The organism is Streptomyces sp. TAA486 (assembly GCF_000426165.1).
Genome location: NZ_KE384504.1, coordinates 49,871 through 68,310, shown reverse-complemented (window position 1 = coordinate 68,310; position 18,440 = coordinate 49,871). Strand labels below are relative to the sequence as shown.

The 18,440-nt window shown below is 70.4% G+C and carries 15 protein-coding genes and 1 pseudogene; 13 read left to right on the top strand and 3 right to left on the bottom strand.

The features are described 5' to 3' along the window. Positions 1–27 precede the first annotated feature (27 nt). Complete coding sequence (locus I004_RS0130005) at positions 28–1,011, bottom strand: nucleotide-binding protein (RefSeq protein WP_028438494.1); 984 nt, start codon at positions 1,009–1,011, stop codon at positions 28–30. A gap of 108 nt (positions 1,012–1,119) precedes the next feature. Here I004_RS0130005 and I004_RS0130000 point away from each other — a divergent pair, with 108 nt between their 5' ends. Further along, a complete protein-coding gene (locus tag I004_RS0130000; protein WP_028438493.1) occupies positions 1,120–1,941 on the top strand; it encodes a Fic family protein in 822 nt (273 codons plus the stop codon). Positions 1,942–2,356: 415 nt separating this feature from the next. Here I004_RS0130000 and I004_RS0129995 read toward each other — a convergent pair whose 3' ends face one another. Beyond that, complete coding sequence (locus I004_RS0129995; protein WP_028438492.1) at positions 2,357–3,199, bottom strand: HAD family hydrolase; 843 nt, start codon at positions 3,197–3,199, stop codon at positions 2,357–2,359. Between the two features lie 452 nt (positions 3,200–3,651). Between I004_RS0129995 and ssd the strand changes: the two genes are divergently transcribed. The 7 genes and pseudogenes from ssd to I004_RS38775 all read left to right on the top strand — a co-directional run. Beyond that, positions 3,652–4,806 (top strand): septum site-determining protein Ssd, encoded by a 1,155-nt coding sequence (gene ssd / locus I004_RS37055; RefSeq protein ID WP_028438491.1) that lies wholly within the window; start codon positions 3,652–3,654, stop codon positions 4,804–4,806. Further along, a complete protein-coding gene (locus tag I004_RS37050) occupies positions 4,803–6,158 on the top strand; it encodes a TadA family conjugal transfer-associated ATPase (RefSeq protein ID WP_078511935.1) in 1,356 nt (451 codons plus the stop codon). The genes ssd and I004_RS37050 overlap by 4 nt, the downstream gene beginning before the upstream one ends. A 56-nt stretch (positions 6,159–6,214) precedes the next feature. Then, a complete protein-coding gene (locus I004_RS0129980; RefSeq protein WP_037978560.1) occupies positions 6,215–7,093 on the top strand; it encodes a type II secretion system F family protein in 879 nt (292 codons plus the stop codon). Next, positions 7,090–7,920, top strand: a complete 831-nt coding sequence (locus tag I004_RS40650) for a type II secretion system F family protein (protein WP_078511934.1) — start codon at positions 7,090–7,092, stop codon at positions 7,918–7,920. Before I004_RS0129980 ends, I004_RS40650 begins: the two co-directional genes overlap by 4 nt. 112 nt (positions 7,921–8,032) lie before the next feature. After that, a complete protein-coding gene (locus tag I004_RS0129970) occupies positions 8,033–8,287 on the top strand; it encodes a DUF4244 domain-containing protein (RefSeq protein WP_028438488.1) in 255 nt (84 codons plus the stop codon). Then, entirely contained in the window at positions 8,274–8,639 is a 366-nt protein-coding gene (locus I004_RS0129965; protein ID WP_028438487.1) for a TadE family type IV pilus minor pilin, read from the top strand. Before I004_RS0129970 ends, I004_RS0129965 begins: the two co-directional genes overlap by 14 nt. Next, positions 8,578–8,937: pseudogene (locus I004_RS38775) on the top strand (Rv3654c family TadE-like protein); the annotation flags it as partial. The gene I004_RS0129965 and the pseudogene I004_RS38775, both read left to right, overlap by 62 nt. A gap of 96 nt (positions 8,938–9,033) precedes the next feature. Here the strand turns inward: I004_RS38775 and I004_RS37045 are convergent. Then, positions 9,034–11,520: a DEAD/DEAH box helicase gene (locus I004_RS37045; protein WP_037978472.1), complete on the bottom strand. Its 2,487-nt coding sequence runs from the start codon at positions 11,518–11,520 to the stop codon at positions 9,034–9,036. Between the two features lie 220 nt (positions 11,521–11,740). Between I004_RS37045 and bldG the strand changes: the two genes are divergently transcribed. The 5 genes from bldG (at position 11,741) to I004_RS0129935 (ending at position 18,159) form a co-directional block, all read left to right on the top strand. Then, positions 11,741–12,082, top strand: a complete 342-nt coding sequence (gene bldG, locus I004_RS0129955) for an anti-sigma factor antagonist BldG (RefSeq protein ID WP_019547857.1) — start codon at positions 11,741–11,743, stop codon at positions 12,080–12,082. Positions 12,083–12,185: 103 nt separating this feature from the next. Beyond that, positions 12,186–12,638, top strand: coding sequence for an ATP-binding protein (locus I004_RS0129950; protein WP_028438486.1), 453 nt, complete (start codon positions 12,186–12,188; stop codon positions 12,636–12,638). 683 nt (positions 12,639–13,321) lie between these two features. Next, positions 13,322–15,748, top strand: a complete 2,427-nt coding sequence (locus I004_RS0129945) for a sodium-translocating pyrophosphatase (RefSeq protein ID WP_028438485.1) — start codon at positions 13,322–13,324, stop codon at positions 15,746–15,748. Between the two features lie 209 nt (positions 15,749–15,957). Then, positions 15,958–16,515, top strand: coding sequence for a hypothetical protein (locus I004_RS0129940; RefSeq protein ID WP_028438484.1), 558 nt, complete (start codon positions 15,958–15,960; stop codon positions 16,513–16,515). An 84-nt stretch (positions 16,516–16,599) separates the two neighbouring features. After that, positions 16,600–18,159 carry a DUF7059 domain-containing protein gene (locus I004_RS0129935; RefSeq protein WP_028438483.1) on the top strand — a complete coding sequence of 520 codons (1,560 nt, stop codon included), beginning with the start codon at positions 16,600–16,602 and terminating at the stop codon, positions 18,157–18,159. The last annotated feature ends 281 nt before the right edge of the window (positions 18,160–18,440 follow it).

Sequence of the window (18,440 nt, the reverse complement as noted above, 5' to 3'; positions counted from 1 at the left end):
CCGCGGCCTGCCCGTTAGGGCGGTCGCTCAGACGGGTTGAGGCACCGGCTGCTCGCCGAGCACGAAGTCGGGGTCCACCTGGGCGGCCAGGTCCGCGCCCGTCTTCTCGTTGCCCCAGCTCTCGGCGTTGCGCAGATGGAAGTGGATCATCTGCCGTGTGTAGCGTTGCCGGTCGCGCTTCTCATATGCGCCCTCCGCGGCCTCCTGCAGCACCCCCAGCGCCCGGCGGTTGGACGGCTCCAGGTCGGCCAGCGAACGGGGCCGGCCCTTCTCCATCGCGCGGACCCAGTCGGAGTGCCCGAAGGAGACCAGCAGGTCGTCGCCGGCCTCCTCGCGAAGGAAGTCCAGATCGTCCTCGCCGTGCACCTTGTTGCCCACGACGCGCAGCTGGATGCCGAAGTCCCGCGCGTACTCCTTGTACTGGCGATAAACCGAGACGCCTTTCCGGGTGGGCTCGGCGACGAGGAAGGTCATGTCGAAGCGCGTGAACATTCCGGACGCGAAGGAGTCGCTGCCCGCGGTCATGTCGACGACCACGAACTCGTCGCGCCCGTCGACGAGATGGTTGAGGAAGAGCTCGACCGCCCCGGTCTTGGAGTGATAGCAGGCGACACCCAGATCGGCCTCGGTGAACGGCCCCGTGGCCAGCAGCCGAACCTCGCCGCCGTCGAGGGCGATGGTGCGTGCGCACGCGTCGTAGACGGGGTTGTCGTCGGTGATCCGCAGCAGGCGTGAGCCCCGGCCCGGCGGCGTCGTCTTGATCATCGTCTCGGACGAGGCGATACGCGTATTCGAGCCGCGCAGCCACTCCTTGATGAGCGGGAGCTGCGCACCCATCGAGGGGAGCGCGGCCGCTTCGGCCTCGTCCATCCCCAGCGCGGCGCCGAGGTGCTGATTGATGTCCGCATCGACAGCGACCACCGGGACGTGCGCGGCGGCCAGCTGACGGATGAACAGTGAGGACAGTGTCGTCTTGCCACTGCCGCCCTTGCCGACGAAAGCGATTTTCATGTACGAGAGCGTAGGGGGATCGGCCCGGGGGCCACGGGGACGGGGTGAGAAGGACCACTCGTTCGTGCGACGCGAGTTGCGGCACGGCCTGCGCGTAGGGTCATACGCATGAGTAGCTCCGCTGATCCCCTGGCTCCGCTGGGGGCGTTGCCCGGCGTCGCGGACGCCGTCGACTCCGTACGGAAGTCCGTGGACAGGATCTACGGGCACCGCGTGATGCGCCGCCGCAGCAGCGAGGTGAGCGCGGAGGCGGCACTGCGCGGGGCCCGTGCCTCTGCCGCGCTCGAGGGCGCCGACTGGCCCCTGGAGGAGCTGCGCCGGCGCACCGACTTCGGGGGCGAGGGCGAACCCCGCACGGTCGGTGCGGCGCTCCGCACGACCGCCGAGGCGGGGCAACTCCTCGACGTGTGGGGGCAGTCGCCCCTGCGGGTGCTGGCGCGGCTGCATCTCGTCGCCGCGGGAGGCGCCGGGGACGACGGGACGGTCGGCCGGCCGCGCCTCGCGGGCGAGCCGGTGAGCGGACCGGCGCTCGGGAAGGAGCCGCCGGACGCGGAGGAGGTGGCGGCCCGACTCGACGCGCTCGCGCGGATCGTCGTGGACGGCAGCGAGACGCCGGCGCTGGTGCTCGCCGCGGTCGTGCACGGGGAACTGGCCACGTTGCGGCCGTTCGTCTCCTTCAACGGGCCGGTGGCGCGCGCGGCCGAGCGCATCGTCCTCGTCGGGAGCGGGCTGGACCCCAAGTCGATCTGCCCGGCCGAGGTCGGCCAGGCCGAGCTGGGCCGCGAGGCGTACGAGCGTGCGCTGGCCGCGTACGCCGCCGGGACGCCCGAGGGCATGGCCGAATGGATCGGGCACTGCGGAAAGGCCCTCGAACTGGGCGTGCGCGAGACGACCGCGGTGTGCGAGGCGCTGCAGCGCGGGGCCGCGTAGCCCGCGCGTTCCGGCTCGGCAGACCCGCCCATCGGGGCGGGCGGGTCTGACGGCGGCGCGGAAGCGCGGAAGCGGGTCAGGGCTCACGCGCCGGGCCGCAAGGCCTCGGCCGCCGCACGAACACAGTTGCGGCGGCACCGCCGTGGACGGTGCCGCCGCTGGCACGGATACCGGGTTACCAGTGCGTGCTCTCATCCTTCCCGTCAGGCCGGGTGCTTCGCCCGTTTCCTGGCGGGTCCGCCCGATACGTGGGCTCAGCGTCGCGTGGGTACCCAATATTCATGCAAGGCGGTCCGTGGGGCCTTGTGCGTACCGGCGAACTCTCTGTCGCCGCTGGTCTCGCGGGCCGTCAATTCCTTTGTACTGCGCGCTGCGATGATGTGGAACCCCTGGCTTCCGAACTTTACCTTTGCCCTCAAAACTGCTCGAACCGGGCGCTCCTGCGCTGGCTCGTGTACCAGACCAGTCCGGCCGTCGCGACTGCCGCACCCACCGCTGCCGCGGCGATGGCCAGCGCCGGCCGCGACGGCAGGGAGAGGGTCGGGACGCGCTCCTTGAGACGGACCGGACGGGAGAAGGTCAGGACCGGCCAGTCACGCCCGGCGGCCTCCTTGCGCAGCGCGCGGTCGGGATTGACCGCGTAGGGATTGCCGACGGCTTCCAGCATGGGAATGTCGGTGATCGAGTCGCTGTACGCGTAGCACCGGCTCAGGTCGTATCCCTCGGACTCCGCGAGCGACGCGATCGCCTCCGCCTTGGCAGGGCCGTAGGCGTAGTACTCGATCTCGCCGGAGTAGCAGCCGTCCTCGACGACCATCCGGGTCGCCACCACGCGGTCCGCGCCGATCAACTCCCCGATCGGCTCGACGACTTCGGCACCCGAGGTCGAGACGATGACGACGTCACGGCCTGCGAGATGATGCTCCTCGATGAGGGAGGCCGCCTCGTCGTAGATGATCGGGTCGATGAGATCGTGGATCGTCTCGGCGACGATGTCCTTCACCTGCTCGACGTTCCAGCCACGGCACAGAGCGGAGAGATACTCCCGCATCCGCTCCATCTGATCGTGGTCGGCGCCTCCGAGGAGATATACGAACTGGGCATATGCGGTGCGGAGTACGGCACGGCGATTGATCAGGCCACCTTGGTAGAAGGATCTGCCGAAGGCGAGCGTGCTCGACTTCGCAATGACCGTCTTGTCCAGATCGAAGAACGCGGCTGTGCGGCGCATCGCTAGGTTTTCCACGAAGCCGAGCATAGGTGCCAACCATTCGGCGTAAGGTGGGGCGCGTGGGTTTGCCTGAGAAGGCCCTCGGGTACACCATGGAAGTCACGGATCGTTCGCGACCGTGCTAACCCGGCCCGACTCCTCCCCCCCCGAGTCGGCCCTGGGGACGACCCCCGCTCTCCCCCCCGGCGGGGGTCGTCGCATGTCCAAGGCCCTTTTCGCCTTTCATTGATCGTTCTCCCGTCTCTTGGTGATCTTTACGAGCCCGATCGCCGGACCCTCGGACTCGTAACTGAGTGTAACCGCCGAGCTCCCCTGTGGGAGTCGCCAGGATGGGTGACGGAGTTATTCACAACTCCCGGCAAGTCCACAGTTTTGGACCGTGATCACCAAGCTTTTCGCGTTCACCGCACAGTGATTCCGGACAGGGCCCGCAGGTGTTTGCGGGAGTGAGGCAGTGAACTGCGAAGGGGGTCCGGAACGTGGCCGAAACCATTCTGATTGTCACTGAGGACGAAGAACTCCTTGACGATCTCCTGAGGCTGTGTGCAGCTGCCGGGGCAGAAGCGGAAGTTGTGCACGGAGCTCCGCATGACCGGATGGCATGGGCGGAGTGGGGCGGCGCGAAGGCTTGGGAGAAGGCACCTCTGGTCCTTGTCGGCGACGACTGCGCGGGCGCTCGGGGGCTCAGCTCAGCCGCGGGGGGAGAGCTTTCCGGAATCCTGCGCAGGCCAGGAGTGCTCCTCGTCGGCAAGGACATGGACGACCCGGGTGTGTGGGAGCGCGGCGCGCGCATCGGAGCGGAAGGCGTGGTCATGCTGCCCGACGCCGAGAGCTGGCTGACGGGCCGTATCGCGGACGCGTCCGAGTGCGTGGGCAGGCCTGCCCTGACCGTCGGGGTCCTCGGCGGACGTGGTGGCGCCGGTGCGTCGACGCTCGCCTGTGCCCTGGCCGTCACGGCCGCGCGGGAGGGCCGGCGCACGATGCTCGTCGACGGCGACGCCCTCGGGGGTGGCCTCGATGTACTGCTCGGCGGAGAACGGACGGAGGGACTTCGATGGCCGGCGTTCGCGGAGTCCCGGGGGCGGGTCGGCGGCGGTGCGCTCGAGGAATCGCTGCCGAGGCTGCACGACTTGAGCGTGCTCAGCTGGGACCGGGGGGACTCCGTGCTGATCCCCGCGGACGCGATGAAGTCCGTGCTGTCCGCCGCGAGGCGGCGCGGTGGCGTGGTCGTCGTCGACCTGCCCCGTCGTGTGGACGAGACGGTGGCGGAGGCCCTGGCGCAGACGGACCTCGGACTGCTGCTGGTTCCGGCGGAGTTGCGTGCCGTGGCAGCGGCGCACCGGGTCGCCTCGCGTACGCAGATGGTGCTGCGTGACCTGAGGGCGGTCGTGCGCACGCCCGGCGGCCCCGGTGGCCCGCGCGGCTACGGGCCGGGCCTCGACGAGAGCGAGGTGGCCAGGCTTCTGCGCCTCCCGCTCGCGGGCGAACTGCCTTGGGAGCCCGGGTTGTTGGAGGCCGCGGAGCGGGGCGTGCCGCCCGGGGCGCGTACGAGTGGGGTGCTCGCCCGCTTCTGCCGGGAGTTCTGGGCGCAGGCGCTGAGCGGCGGAGTGAGCGGCGGGGGTGTCTCCGTATGAGCGCGAGGCGGGGGCCGGTGGGGACGAGCGTGCAGCGCGCCGGTGAATCCGCCGGGGCGGGCGTAGGCACTGCGGCGTCCGAGGCGGCCACGTCCCGGGCGGGGGAGCCGGCGCTGCTCGACGTGGTGCGGCGACGGCTGGCCGAGACGGGAGCGGAACCGACGCCGGCACGGGTGGCAGCGGCGCTGCGTTCTCACGGACGGCTGCTGGGAGACAGCGCGGTGCTGGGCGTCGTGGAGGCCCTGCGCTCGGAGATGGTGGGCACAGGCCCGCTGGAGCCACTGCTGGCGGAGCCGGACGTCACGGACGTGCTGGTCACCCGTCCCGACGAGGTATGGGTCGACCGGGGCAGAGGCTTGGAACGGACCGATGTGCGTTTTACCGACGCGGCATCAGTGCGGCGGCTGGCCCAGCGGCTCGCCACGTCCGCAGGGCGCCGTCTGGACGACGCCAGGCCGTGGGTGGATGCCCGGCTTCCGGACGGCACGCGGCTGCACGCGGTGCTTCCGCCGGTGGCGGTGGGGTCGACGTGTCTCTCGCTGAGGGTGGTGCGCCACAAGGCGTTCAGCCTCGGGGAGTTGGCGGCGGCGGGGACGGTGCCGCCGGGCGGGGAGAGGATCCTGCGCGCCGTGCTGGAGGCGAGGCTCTCGTTCCTGATCAGCGGGGGCACAGGCTCGGGCAAGACCACGCTGCTGAGTTCGCTGCTGGGGCTCGTGGGTCCGGATGAGCGGATCGTGCTCGCCGAGGACTCGGCTGAGCTTCGCCCCGACCATCCCCACGTCGTACGCCTGGAGGCGCGACCGCCGAACCAGGAGGGCGCCGGGCGGGTCGCGCTGGACGATCTGGTCCGGCAGGCGTTGCGCATGCGGCCGGACAGGCTGGTGGTCGGTGAGGTGCGCGGAGCCGAAGTGACGGATCTGCTGGCCGCGTTGAACACGGGCCATGAGGGCGGATGCGGGACGGTGCACGCGAATGCCGCGGGCGATGTCCCTGCCCGCCTGGAGGCTCTGGGTACGACGGCGGGTCTGGACAGGACCGCTCTGCACAGCCAGCTCGCCGCGGCACTCGACGTGCTGGTGCACCTGGTGCGCGACTCATCGGGAAACCGGCGCATCGCGGAGATCCATGTGCTGTCACGGAACAGGGAGGGCCTTGTCTCGACGGTCCCCGCACTGGTGTGGGACGAGAGCGGATTCCTGGAGGAGCGGGGTGCCGGCCGCTTGTGGGAGATGTGCGGGCGAGGTGGCAGACGTCGCGCGCGTGTAGGAGCCGGGCGATGGCAGAAGAGCCCATCCCCCTCCAACGCCCTCTCCGTGGGCCCAGGTATCGCGCATGAGGGGGGATCGAGGTGACAGGGGCCGTGGTGCACGGAGCGACGGTTGTCGAGACCGCGCCGGTCTATGCGGCGATGGTGTGTGCTGGGGCGGCTGCCTGGCTGATGGCCGGACGGGACGACGGGATGCGCCGGGCGAGGCTGATGCTGGCCGGGGCGGGCCGGGCATCGGAGGCCCGGCCCGGACGATCGCTCAGGCTCGGCGAATTCGCCGCGTTCTTACGCGGCCGGCTCGGAGCTCCGTCCGGTAGGGCGTGGTGGTGCGCGCTCGGCGGCGCGGTGCTCGCGCTGCTTGGTGAGTCCTGGCTTCCACTCGTGGCTGGGGCGGTCGCCGTTCCCGTCGTACGGAGACTGCTGCGTAAGCGTGAGCGAGGCAGGGCCGACGAGCGAAGGGCCGCTGCGGTGATGGAGCTCTGCGCGGCGGTCTCGGGCGAACTGCGGGCGGGCAGGCAGCCGGACCGGGCCCTGCTGTCGGCAGGAGGCATCGCGCTGCGGGAGCTGGGAGACGGCGGTGCGGCGGTGCTGGCGGCTGCGCGCTTCGGCGGCGATGTCCCTGGTTCGCTGCGGGAAGCCGCTCGAAGTCCCGGTGCGGAAGGGCTCCGAGGGGTCGCGGCGTGTTGGCAGGTCGCCGTCGAGGGAGGCGCGGGCCTGGCCACCGGCCTCGACAAGGTCGCCGACGCCCTGCGTGCCGAACGCGACCAACGCGAGGAGCTGCAGGCGCTGCTGGCAGGGCCCCGTTCCACGGCCGTCGTACTCGCGCTGCTCCCGGTCTTCGGTCTGCTGCTGGGCACAGCCATGGGTGCTGATCCCGCCCGGGTTCTGCTGCACAGCACGGCAGGGCTGATCTGTCTCGTCGTCGGAGGGCTTCTGGAGTGGGCGGGCATCGCCTGGGTCGCCCGGCTCGTACGCACGGCGGAAGGGCCAAGCAGGCCGCGAGGAGAGGAGTCGTCATGAACGAGGCGTACTTCGGCGTCCCCACGGAAGCGCGGACATGGTTGGTGCTGCTGCTGGGGAGCGGAGGGTGCCTGGCGGCTTCCATGCGGGAGTTGTGGCGTGCTCGCACGGTGCGGCACCGGACGCGAGAGCTGCTCGCAGCACCCGGCCTCGAACCACGCGGCAGGCTCCGGCGCTTCGTCGGCGAGGGAGCCCTGCGGCCCGCACGGACAGCCGGCCGGCGCGCTCTGAGGGAGGCCGGAGCAGCGCTGGGGGTCGCGGCCTTCGCGGTGGTCGTCATTGGCGGAGTCGCCGGATGGGTCCTCGCGGGAGCGGGCGCGTGCGGCGTGAGGTGGTGGATGCGCCGTCAGGAGGCCATCGCGGCCACGGCAGATGAGACAGCCGAAGCGAGCGCCGCAGCCGAACAGCTTCCCCTGGCAGCCGAATTGATGGCGGCCTGCCTGGCAGCAGGTTCGGGTCCGGCGCAGGCTGCCGACGCGGTCGGCCGCTCGCTGGGCGGACCGCTCGGCATACGCCTGATCCGCACGGCCGCCGAGCTGCGGCTCGGAGCCGAACCGGCAGCGGCGTGGGGGCACTTCGCGTCCCTGCCCGGCAGTGAGGGCTTCGTCCGCAGCATGGAACGGGCCGGTACAGCGGGAGTCCCGGCCGTGGCCCAAGTGTCCCGGCCGACCGAGAAACTCCGTGCACGCCGGGCCCGCCAGGCCTCGGCACGTGCCCGTAGGGCTGCGGTCCTCGTGACCGGGCCGCTGGGTCTGTGCTTCCTGCCGGCCTTCCTCGCGGTCGGTGTCGCGCCTGTCGTGATGGGCCTTGCGGGCTCGCTGCTCTGAGCGAGCCATTCCAGCGGCGGGCGCCTAGACGCGACGGGCCGATCAGCAAGGCGGGCCGACAGCGCCACAGCGAGGACAGCAGTAGAAGACATCAACGACAGCAGGGGGAACGATGTCCGGAAAGTTCCGTGAGGCCGCACGTGCCGCACGCTCCGGGTCCGTACGGCTGGCAGCCGCCATCCGCCGCCGAATGCGTGACACCGGCGGGCAGTTGAAGTCGGAAGCGGGGATGAGCACAGCGGAGTACGCGGTGGGGACCATCGCCGCGTGCGGCTTCGCCGCGGTGCTCTACAAGGTCGTGACGAGCGGTGCGGTCAGCTCCGAGCTGCAGCAGCTGGTCGAGCGGGCCCTTCATGCCCGCTTCTGAGGACGGCTATGTGACGGCCGAGACAGCGGTGGTCATTCCCGCCCTTGTGCTCCTCTTCGGAATGCTCCTGTGGGGCGTCATGGCCGCGGCGGCACACATCCAGTGCGTCGACGGTGCGAGGGCGGGCGCGCGGGCAGCGGCACGCGGTGAGACGGGGGAAGCGGTGCGATCGGCGGCGCTGTCGGCGGCCCCCCATGGAGCCGTGGTGAAGACAGCACGGGAGGGGCCGTTGGTGCGCGTCCGCGTGCACGCACGGACAGCCGGTCCGGGGCCGTTGACCCTCGGCCTCGATGCGGAGGCGGTGGCCATGTCCGAGGAGGGAACGGGGGTTGCGGGCCTTGAAGGAAAGTGACCGGGGATCCGCCACGGTGTGGGCGGCCCTGAGCGGGGTGGTGCTATGCGCCGCGGTCTCGGTGGTGCTGGGCCTCGGTCAAGCGGTCTCCGCCCGGCATCGTGCGGGCGGCGTCGCCGACCTGTCGGCCCTGGCCGCCGCGGATCGCGCCCTCGAAGGACGGGCGAGGGCCTGTGCCGCTGCCGCCGAGGTCGCCCGCGCCCAGGACGCTCAGCTCGTACGGTGCGCGGTCACCGGCGAAGTCGCGGACGTCTCCGCGCGGGTGCGGTTCGGCCCCTACGCCCCGACGGTGCGGGCCCGCGCCGGGCCTGCCGACACCGTGCTCGACGGGATCGCCATGGCAGGTGACGTCGGCAGCCGAGTCTCCGCTGCACGCGCCTCGCGACCGCCGGACTCAGGCGGCGGAGGTCAGCAGTTCCGTCAGGAGACGGACGGCGCCGCGCTTGTGCAGCGGGTCGTTGCCGTTGCCGCACTTGGGCGACTGGATGCAGGAGGGGCAACCTGCCTCGCACTCGCAGGCGGCGATGGCGTCCCGCGTGGCGGTCAGCCACTCGCGTGCCGTGCGGAAGGCCCGCTCGGCGAAGCCGGCGCCGCCGGGCTGCCCGTCGTAGACGAAGACGGTGGGCAGCAGGGTGTCCGGGTGCAGCGCGATGGAGACCCCGCCGATGTCCCAGCGGTCACACGTCGCGAAAAGAGGCAGCAGACCGATGGCTGCATGCTCGGCGGCGTGCAGTGCGCCCGGGAGCACCGAGGGATTGATCCTGGCCCTGTCCAACTGGTCCTCGGTGAGCGTCCACCAGACGGCGCGGGTGCGAAGAGTCCGCGGTGGAAGGTCGAGTTTGGTCTCGCCCATGACCTCGCCCGTGATGATGCGGCGGCGCAGATAGGAGACGACCTGATTGGTCACCTCCACCGTCCCGTAGCACAACCGGGCGTCGCCCCACGGGACTTCCTCGTCCGTCTCCAGCACGGCGACGGACGTGGTGTCCCTGGCCATCGTCGTCCAGGGAGGCGCTGCCTCCTCCACGAGGGCCGCGGAGTCCTCGAGGTCCAGCTGCCGGACGACGTAGGTGCGTCCCTGATGCAGGTGCACGGCCCCCTCGTGGACGGTGGCGTGGGCCGCGCCCGCGTCGACGGTGCCCAGAAGTCTGCCTGTGCCGTCCTCGACCACCTGCACGGGCGTGCCGCCCGAACCGCGGATGTCGGCGAGGTCGCAGGCGCGCTCCTTGAGCGTCCAGTACCAGGAGCCGCCGCGGCGGCGGAGGAGCTTGCGCTCCTCGAGCTGGCTCAGGAGTTCGGAGAAGCCGGGTCCGAAGAGTTCGGCGTCGGCCTCGGTGAGGGGGATCTCGGAGGCTGCCGCGCAGAGATGGGGAGCCAGGACGTAGGGGTTGTCAGGGTCGAGGACGGTCGATTCGACGGGTGTCCGGAAGAGCGAATCGGGGTGGTGCACGAGATAGGTGTCGAGGGGGTCGTCGCGGGCGACCAGGACAGCGAGGGCTCCCTCTCCCGTTCGTCCCGCACGGCCGGCCTGCTGCCACACGGACGCACGGGTCCCGGGATAGCCGGTGATCAGTACGGCGTCCAGACCGGAGACGTCGACGCCCAGTTCCAGGGCGTTCGTGGCGGCGAGGCCGAGGAGTTCGCCGCTGTGCAGGCTGCGTTCGAGGGCGCGGCGCTCCTCGGGGAGATATCCGCCCCGGTACGCAGCGACCCGGTCGCTCAGCGAGCGGTCCACGGAGGCGAGGCGGTCCTGAGCGATGAGCGAGATGAGTTCCGCCCCCCGCCGTGAGCGGACGAAGGCCACAGTGCGCACACCTTGAACGGCAAGGTCCGTGAGGAGCTCCGCGGACTCGGCCGTCGCGGTGCGTCTCACTGGGGCGCCGCGTTCACCTTCCATCTCGGTGAGGGGGGGCTCCCACAGGGCGAAGACCAACTCGCCACGCGGGGAGGTGTCTTCGGTCACTTCCGCCACAGGGACCCCGGTCAGCCGGGTCGCCGCTTCGCCCGGGTCGGCGGCCGTCGCGGAAGCGAGGAGGAACACGGGGTCGGATCCGTAGCGGGCGCACACCCGTCGCAGGCGCCGCAGAACCTGGGCGATGTGGGAGCCGAAGACCCCGCGGTAGGTGTGGCATTCGTCGATGACGACATAGCGCAGGGAGCGCAGGAAGGAGGCCCAGCGGGCGTGGGCCGGGAGTATTCCGCGGTGCAGCATGTCCGGGTTGGTGAGCACGTAGTTGGCGAAGACCCGCACCCACTCGCGCTCTTCGACGGGTGTGTCCCCGTCGAAGACGGCGGCGCGCACGGCCGTGCCGAGCGGTGCGGCTAGTTCGGTGACGGCGCGGCGCTGGTCGGCGGCGAGCGCCTTGGTGGGGGCCAGATACAGGGCGGTACTTCCGCGGCTCCCGGTCGGGCTCCGCCGCTGCCCCGTCCCGCCGTGGCGCGCTTCGCCCTCGGGTTCCGCCCCGCCGTCGGCCTGCGTCCCGTCCCGCAAGCGGCCCCCGGCCACCGCACCCTCGCCGGAGTCGCCCGCAAGTACGGCGGAGCTGCCCGAACCGCTCTCCGCACCGTCGAGGAGAGAGCTGAGCACAGGCATGAGATACGAGAGTGACTTGCCCGAGGCGGTGCCTGTGGCAATGATCACTGACTCCCCGCGCAGAGCGTGCCGGGCGGCCCGCGCCTGGTGCTCCCACAGCCGCTCGATCCCCGACTCCCTTACGGCGTCGGCCACTTCGGGCCGGATCTGCTCGGGCCAGGCGGCATGGCGGCCTGTTCGCGGGGGCAAGTGCTCCGTATGGGTGATACGCGCAGCCCGGCCGTCCCCGGCGGTGAGTCGGGCGAGCACCGTGCGGGGATCGCTTTCCGGGACGTTGCGGGAGGGCACAGCAGGTGAGCGTACGCTCGTGCCGGCCGGCTGGGCTCGGCCGGCCGTGGACTCCGGTGGTGTCACCTGCACGACGCACAAAGACAGCAAGGCGTCGTGCGTGCAGGCCGGTAAGTGATTGAATGCTTCTGCGGCTGCCGATCCGCCTGCTGTCCCGGCCTTTCCTCGGCCGGGATGTCTCAGTTGGTGGACGACTCGATAGCAAGGTGCTGGAGGATCCGTGGACCTGTCCCTGTCGACCCGGACCGTAGGCGATCGGACGATCGTCGAGGTCGGTGGCGAGATTGATGTATACACCGCGCCCAAGCTGCGCGAGCAGCTGGTCGAGCTTGTGAACGACGGGAGCTACCACCTCGTCGTGGACATGGAAGGCGTTGACTTCCTGGACTCCACCGGGCTGGGTGTGCTCGTCGGCGGGCTCAAGCGGGTGCGTGCTCACGAAGGCTCGCTGCGTCTGGTGTGCAACCAGGAGCGCATTCTCAAGATCTTCCGTATCACCGGTCTGACCAAGGTGTTCCCGATCCACGGCTCCGTGGACGAGGCCGTCGCGGCGACCGACTGACGTCCGCCCCAAGCGGACCGGATACCGGAACGACGTTGGAGGTGCCGGGCTCTTGGAGCCCGGTGCCCGGGAATGTGTTCAAGGAAAGTTCGAGGGGGATGGCATGGCCATCGTGGAACTCCGATTCAGCGCGCTGCCGGAGCATGTGCGTACGGCGAGGCTGGTGGCTGCCGCGGTCGCGCGGCGTGCGGGGGTCGACGAGGCTGTGCTCGACGAGGTCCGGCTCGCGGTCGGCGAGGCGTGTTCGCGCGCAGTCGGGCTGCATGTGCTCCACGGTGTCGAAAGCCCTGTGCGCGTGGCGCTCATCGAGGACGAGAAGAAGTTCTCCATCGAGGTCGGTGACGGGACCTCGACAGCGGGCACCGCACACGGCAACGCCGGCTCCGACGCTTCCACCCCGGCGTCCGCGGCTCCGGCCGACGACGAGGAGGCCGAGAGCGAGATGGGCCTCGCGGTGATCAGCGGTCTCGTCGACGACGTCGAGGTGACCGCGGACGGGAACGGCGGGCTGATCCGCATGAGTTGGCCGGTGGCGCCGGAGCCGGTGCTCCCCTGACCCGCCGCGGCCGTCGGTCGCCGCGGCCCCGCTCACGGCACCGACCGGAGAGCGAACCCGACGCCCCTGACGGCCACGCCACTCGGGCCGGTCGGCGACCCGCCACAGAACCGGCGGCCGGGGTGGATGGGTCGGTCCCAGGAACCCCGGAACAGCGGCCGGAAATCGCGGCGGCGGACGACTCCCCGGCAGCAGCCCCGGAGGGGAGTTCGCGATCTTCCCATCGCTCGGCCACACGCCCCCGTCGACGCGCTGACCAGGCATTTCGCTGCTCGCCCGGGGTCCACTGCCGAAGCGGTAGCAAGATGTTGCGGGATCTTCATCAAGCACTCTCAGATCACCGCACAGGCCACATGCGTCACATTCGCCCCAGCGCCGAGCGGCATCGGCCGAGGTCGCCGACCCGGTGCCTGGAGGTAATCCCTGAACTGTTTTGATGTGAAAAATGGGGCCTGCGAGGCTCTCGAAGCGATCATTTTTTACAGTGTCAACATTTTTGTAAAGCTACCTCGTGCGAGCGAATTCGCCACACGAACTCCATTTGATCTCCGCTGTTGGTGGGGCTTCGCCGAAACGGTGCACTGTTTTGTTCCGGAGCTGATCCCTACAATCCGTCCACATCTTTGCAAGCAGGAGCCGGCCACCGAACCGCGCGCCCCTGCGCCAAGCGTCAAGGAGGACGAATGGCGGGGCACCTCAGCCCATCCCAGAACCACCAGCACCTCGCTGATGCCATGTTGACCACTGGCAATCGCGGTCTCGTCATCGTGATCGCCCTGGTCGCCCTGGCAGCTCTCGGCGTCGCCGTCGTGCTGGTCCGTCAAGTACTCGCCGCGAGCGAGGGCACCGACAGCATGAAGAAGATCGCTGCTGCTGTGCAGGAAGGCGCGAATGCCTATCTTGCCCGCCAGTTGCGCACACTCGGCATTTTCGCCGTCGTCGTCTTCTTCCTGTTGTTCCTGTTGCCTGCCGATGACATGAGCCAGCGTGTAGGACGCTCGCTGTTTTTCCTGGTGGGTGCGGCATTCTCCGCGGCCACCGGCTATATCGGCATGTGGCTTGCAGTGCGCAGCAACGTACGAGTGGCCGCGGCCGCCCGTGAGGCGACCCCCGGTGAGGGCGAGCCCCCCGCGGACCTGACCAAGGTCTCGCACAAGGCCATGAAGATCGCCTTCCGCACGGGCGGCGTCGTCGGCATGTTCACGGTCGGGCTCGGTCTGCTGGGTGCGGCCTGCGTCGTGCTCGTCTACGCCGCGGACGCCCCCAAGGTGCTGGAGGGCTTCGGCCTCGGCGCCGCGCTCATCGCGATGTTCATGCGTGTCGGCGGCGGCATCTTCACCAAGGCCGCGGACGTCGGTGCCGACCTCGTCGGCAAGGTCGAGCAGGGCATCCCCGAGGACGACCCGCGCAACGCCGCGACCATCGCGGACAACGTCGGCGACAACGTCGGCGACTGCGCGGGCATGGCGGCGGACCTCTTCGAGTCCTACGCCGTGACGCTGGTCGCGGCGCTCATCCTGGGCACTGCCGTCTTCGGCAACGACGGGCTCACCTTCCCGCTGATCGTCCCGGCGATCGGCGTGATCACGGCCATGATCGGCGTGTTCGCGGTGGCACCGCGCACCAAGGACCGCAGCGGCATGACCGCCATCAACCGCGGGTTCTTCATCTCCGCGGTGATCTCCCTGGTTCTCGTCGCCATCGCGGCGTTCACGTATCTCCCCTCCAGCTACGCCGACCTGAAGGGCGTAGGGGGCAGCGATGCGCAGGAGATCCTCGGCCACAGCGGTGACCCGCGGGTCCTCGCGATCGTCGCCGTCGCCATCGGCATCGTTCTCGCAGCGGTGATCCAGCAGCTGACCGGCTACTTCACCGAGACCAACCGCAAGCCCGTGCGGGACATCGGCCGTACGTCGCTGACCGGCCCGGCCACCGTCATCCTGTCGGGCATGTCCATCGGTCTCGAGTCGGCCGTCTACACGGCTCTGCTGATCGGCCTGAGCGTCTACGGGGCCTTCCTCCTCGGAGGCGGCATCGTGATGCTGGCGCTCTTCGCCGTGGCCCTCGCGGGCACTGGTCTGCTGACCACGGTGGGCGTCATCGTCGCCATGGACACCTTCGGTCCGGTCTCCGACAACGCGCAGGGCATCGCCGAGATGTCCGGCGATGTCGAGGGCGCGGGCGCCCAGGTGCTCACCGACCTCGACGCGGTGGGCAACACCACCAAGGCGATCACCAAGGGCATCGCCATCGCCACGGCCGTACTGGCCGCGGCGGCGCTCTTCGGTTCGTACCGCACGGAGCTCGTCAGCGCGCTGAGCGAGGCCGGCGAGAGCAGCAGCAAGATGCTGCAGCTCCTCGACATCGCGCAGCCCAGCACGCTCGTGGGGCTGATGCTCGGCGCCGCGGTCGTCTTCCTCTTCTCGGGGCTGGCGATCAACGCGGTGTCGCGTTCCGCGGGTGCGGTGGTCTACGAGGTCCGGCGGCAGTTCCGCGAGAAGCCCGGGATCATGGACTACACCGAGAAGCCGGAGTACGGACGCGTCGTCGACATCTGCACGAAGGACGCCCTGCGGGAGCTGACGACGCCCGGTCTGCTGGCCGTGCTGTCGCCGATCCTGGTGGGCTTCACCTTCGGTGCCGGTGCTCTGGCTGCGTTCCTGGCCGGTGCGATCGGTGCGGGCACGCTGATGGCCGTCTTCCTGGCCAACTCGGGCGGTGCCTGGGACAACGCCAAGAAGCTCGTCGAGGATGGGCACCACGGCGGCAAGGGCAGCGAGGCCCACGAGGCCACCATCATCGGCGACACGGTCGGCGACCCGTTCAAGGACACCGCGGGCCCGGCCATCAACCCGCTGCTCAAGGTGATGAACCTCGTGGCGCTGCTCATCGCGCCCGCCGTGATCCAGTTCTCCCACGGGGACGACGCGAGCGTCGGCGTGCGCGCCGTCGTCGCACTCCTCTCCGCGGGAGTCATCGTCGGTGCCGTCTACATCTCCAAGCGCCGCGGTATCGCGATGAGCGATGCCGACGCGGGAAACGGGAGCGGTGACGCCGGCAACGAGACGGAGCGCACGGCAAAGCCGAGTGACCCGGTCACGGCCGGCTGAGGTCTGACAGGTCACAGTCGTTCAACAGACGGGCGGGCAGGGCGCGTTGTCGCTCTGCCCGCCCCACTGTTGTCTGTGGGGCACTACACACCGGTCGGTAAGGTGGTGCAAATGGCTGCAATGCCACACATATTTCTTCCCCGGCTCGCCGCCGCCGGTGCGCGGGCGTGTATGTTCCGGGCCGAACAGCCACGGAAGGGACCGATCCGGTGAACAAGAAACTTGCGGCCGCACTCTCCGGCGGTGCGGCGATCGCACTCGCGCTGACCGGTTGCAGCGACGACAGCGCGCAGGCCGACGCGTGGGCCAAGAAGGTCTGCGACGGCGTGCAGCCTCAGGTCAAGAAGATCCAGGAGGCCAACGCCTCGATCAATGAGGCGTCCAAGGAGAAGAACTCCTCGGAGGACGTGAAGAAGACCGACGCCGCAGCCTTCAAGAAGATCTCCGGCGCCTACAAGTCCCTCGCCTCCGCTGTGGACAACGCAGGCCCGCCGCCAGTCGACGACGGCGAGAAGCTGCACGCCGACGCGGTGGACGAGCTGCGCAACATCTCGTCGAAGTACGGCCAGTTGCAGAAGACGGTCGACGGTCTGGACACCAAGGACCAGTCGAAGTTCGCAGAAGGCCTGCAGGACGTGGCCACCCAGCTCGACACGCTCGGCAAGAGCGGCGACAAGGCGCTGAGCAAGCTCCAGTCCGGCGAGGTCGGCAAGGCCATGGCCAACCAGAAGGGCTGCAAGCGTTCAGGGAGCGCGCCCGGCGTGTAGTCCGGCGGGCCCTTCGGGGCCGTCCAGCTCGCGCCCGTACCGGGGGCGGCGGACACGTACGGGCCGGGGCGTCACAATGGGTGCGTGAGTACGAGCGAGCGCCTACCCGAAGCAGACCCAGATCGCACCGGCAGGCTGAGGGAGGCGTTGCGCGCCGCGAACTTCACCGCCGACGGTCTGCTGGACCTGCTCGGCGGTCCCGCGTATGCCGCCCTCGCACGGAGCGAGATGGTCCCGGCGCTGCGCGCCACTCGCGGGACGAGCCCCCTGGAGACGCTCGTCCGGCTGTTCCTGCTTCAGCAGAGCGTCCCCCGCGAGCGGGCGCGGGACGCCCTGCCTCTCGACGAGGTGCTGGAGGACGGCTGGCTGGTGCCGGCCTCTGAACCGGGCATCGGGGACGGCGAACTGGTGCGGGCGAGCGTTGACGTTCGGCCCTATGGCGGGCCCCAGGGCCAGGACTGGTGGATCGTCGCCGACCTCGGGTGCGCCGTCGGCGGTGCCTCGGGTGCCGGGACGACGGAGGGCACGCACGGCAGGGACGTCGTCCTCGGCGTGGGCGGTGCGTCGACGACTCTGGCCGGCATCACGATCCGCAAGCCGGTGGCCAGGGCCCTCGACATCGGAACCGGCTCCGGGCTCCAGGCCCTGCACGCGGCGCAGCACGCCACCCGCGTCACCGCGACCGACCTCAATCCGCGGGCCGTCACCATCGCCGGGCTCACGCTCACGCTCTCCGGAGCATCCGGCGTGGACCTGCGTGAGGGGACGCTCTTCGAGCCGGTCGCCGGCGACGAGCCGTACGACCTCATCGTCTCCAACCCGCCGTTCGTGATCTCCCCGGGAGCCCGGCTGACGTACCGGGACGGCGGCATGTCCGGCGACGGCCTGTGCCGGACCCTCGTGGAGAACGCGGGGGAGCGGCTGGCACCGGGCGGCTACTGCCAGCTGCTCGCCAACTGGGAGCATCCGCGGGGGCAGGACTGGCGCGAGCGCGTGCGCTCCTGGGTGCCCGCCGGCTGCGACGCGTGGATCGTGCAGCGGGAGGAGCAGGACGTCACGCAGTACGCGGAGCTCTGGCTGCGGGACGCCGGGGACCACCGCGCAGGAGAGGCCGAGTACGAGGCCCGGTACGGCGAATGGCTCGACGAGTTCGAACGCCGGGGCACCACAGCGGTCGGGCTCGGCTGGATCACGCTGAGGAAGAGCGGCGCGGAGGAGCCGGCGGTCGTGGTGGAGGAGTGGCCGCACCCCGTCGAACAGCCGCTGGGCGGCGAGGTGGTTCAGCATTTCGAGCGTCAGGACTTCCTGCGTGCGACCGACGACGCGGCACTCCTGGAGTGCCACTTCCAGCTGGCCGAGGGCGTCGTCCAGGAGCAGGTCGGCATGCCCGGGGCCGAGGACCCCGAGCACGTGGTGCTGCGCCAGCAGCGCGGGATGCGGCGGGCCACCAAGGTGGACACCGTCGGGGCGGGCTTCGCGGGCGTGTGCGACGGGTCGCTGCCTGCCTGGCGGATCCTGGACGCCATCGCGCAGCTGGTCGGGGAGGACCCTGTGGTGCTGCGCGACCGCACGCCGGGCGCGATCCGGCTGCTGGTGGAGCAGGGCTTCCTGCTGCCGGTGGAGGCCGGTGTCCAGGCGGGCTGACCGTCCTCGGACGACTGACCCTCCCCGTACGGCCGAGCCCCTGCAAGCCGGGCCGGCACCCCTGACCACGGGGACGACTCCGAGGTCGGCGCCCTCGAGCGGGGGAGGACGACGGGCCGCCGGCAGGCCCCGCAACGCACACTCCGCATAGTCAGCTGTGATCGTATTTTCGGCCTGATTTCGCTCATCAGGGGTGCTCCGGAGTTGTCCTCGGCAGGAGGATCGGGCGGTATCAGGCGGCAGGACCCACGGGTGTCGGGTTACCGTTCGAGTTGCGTTGC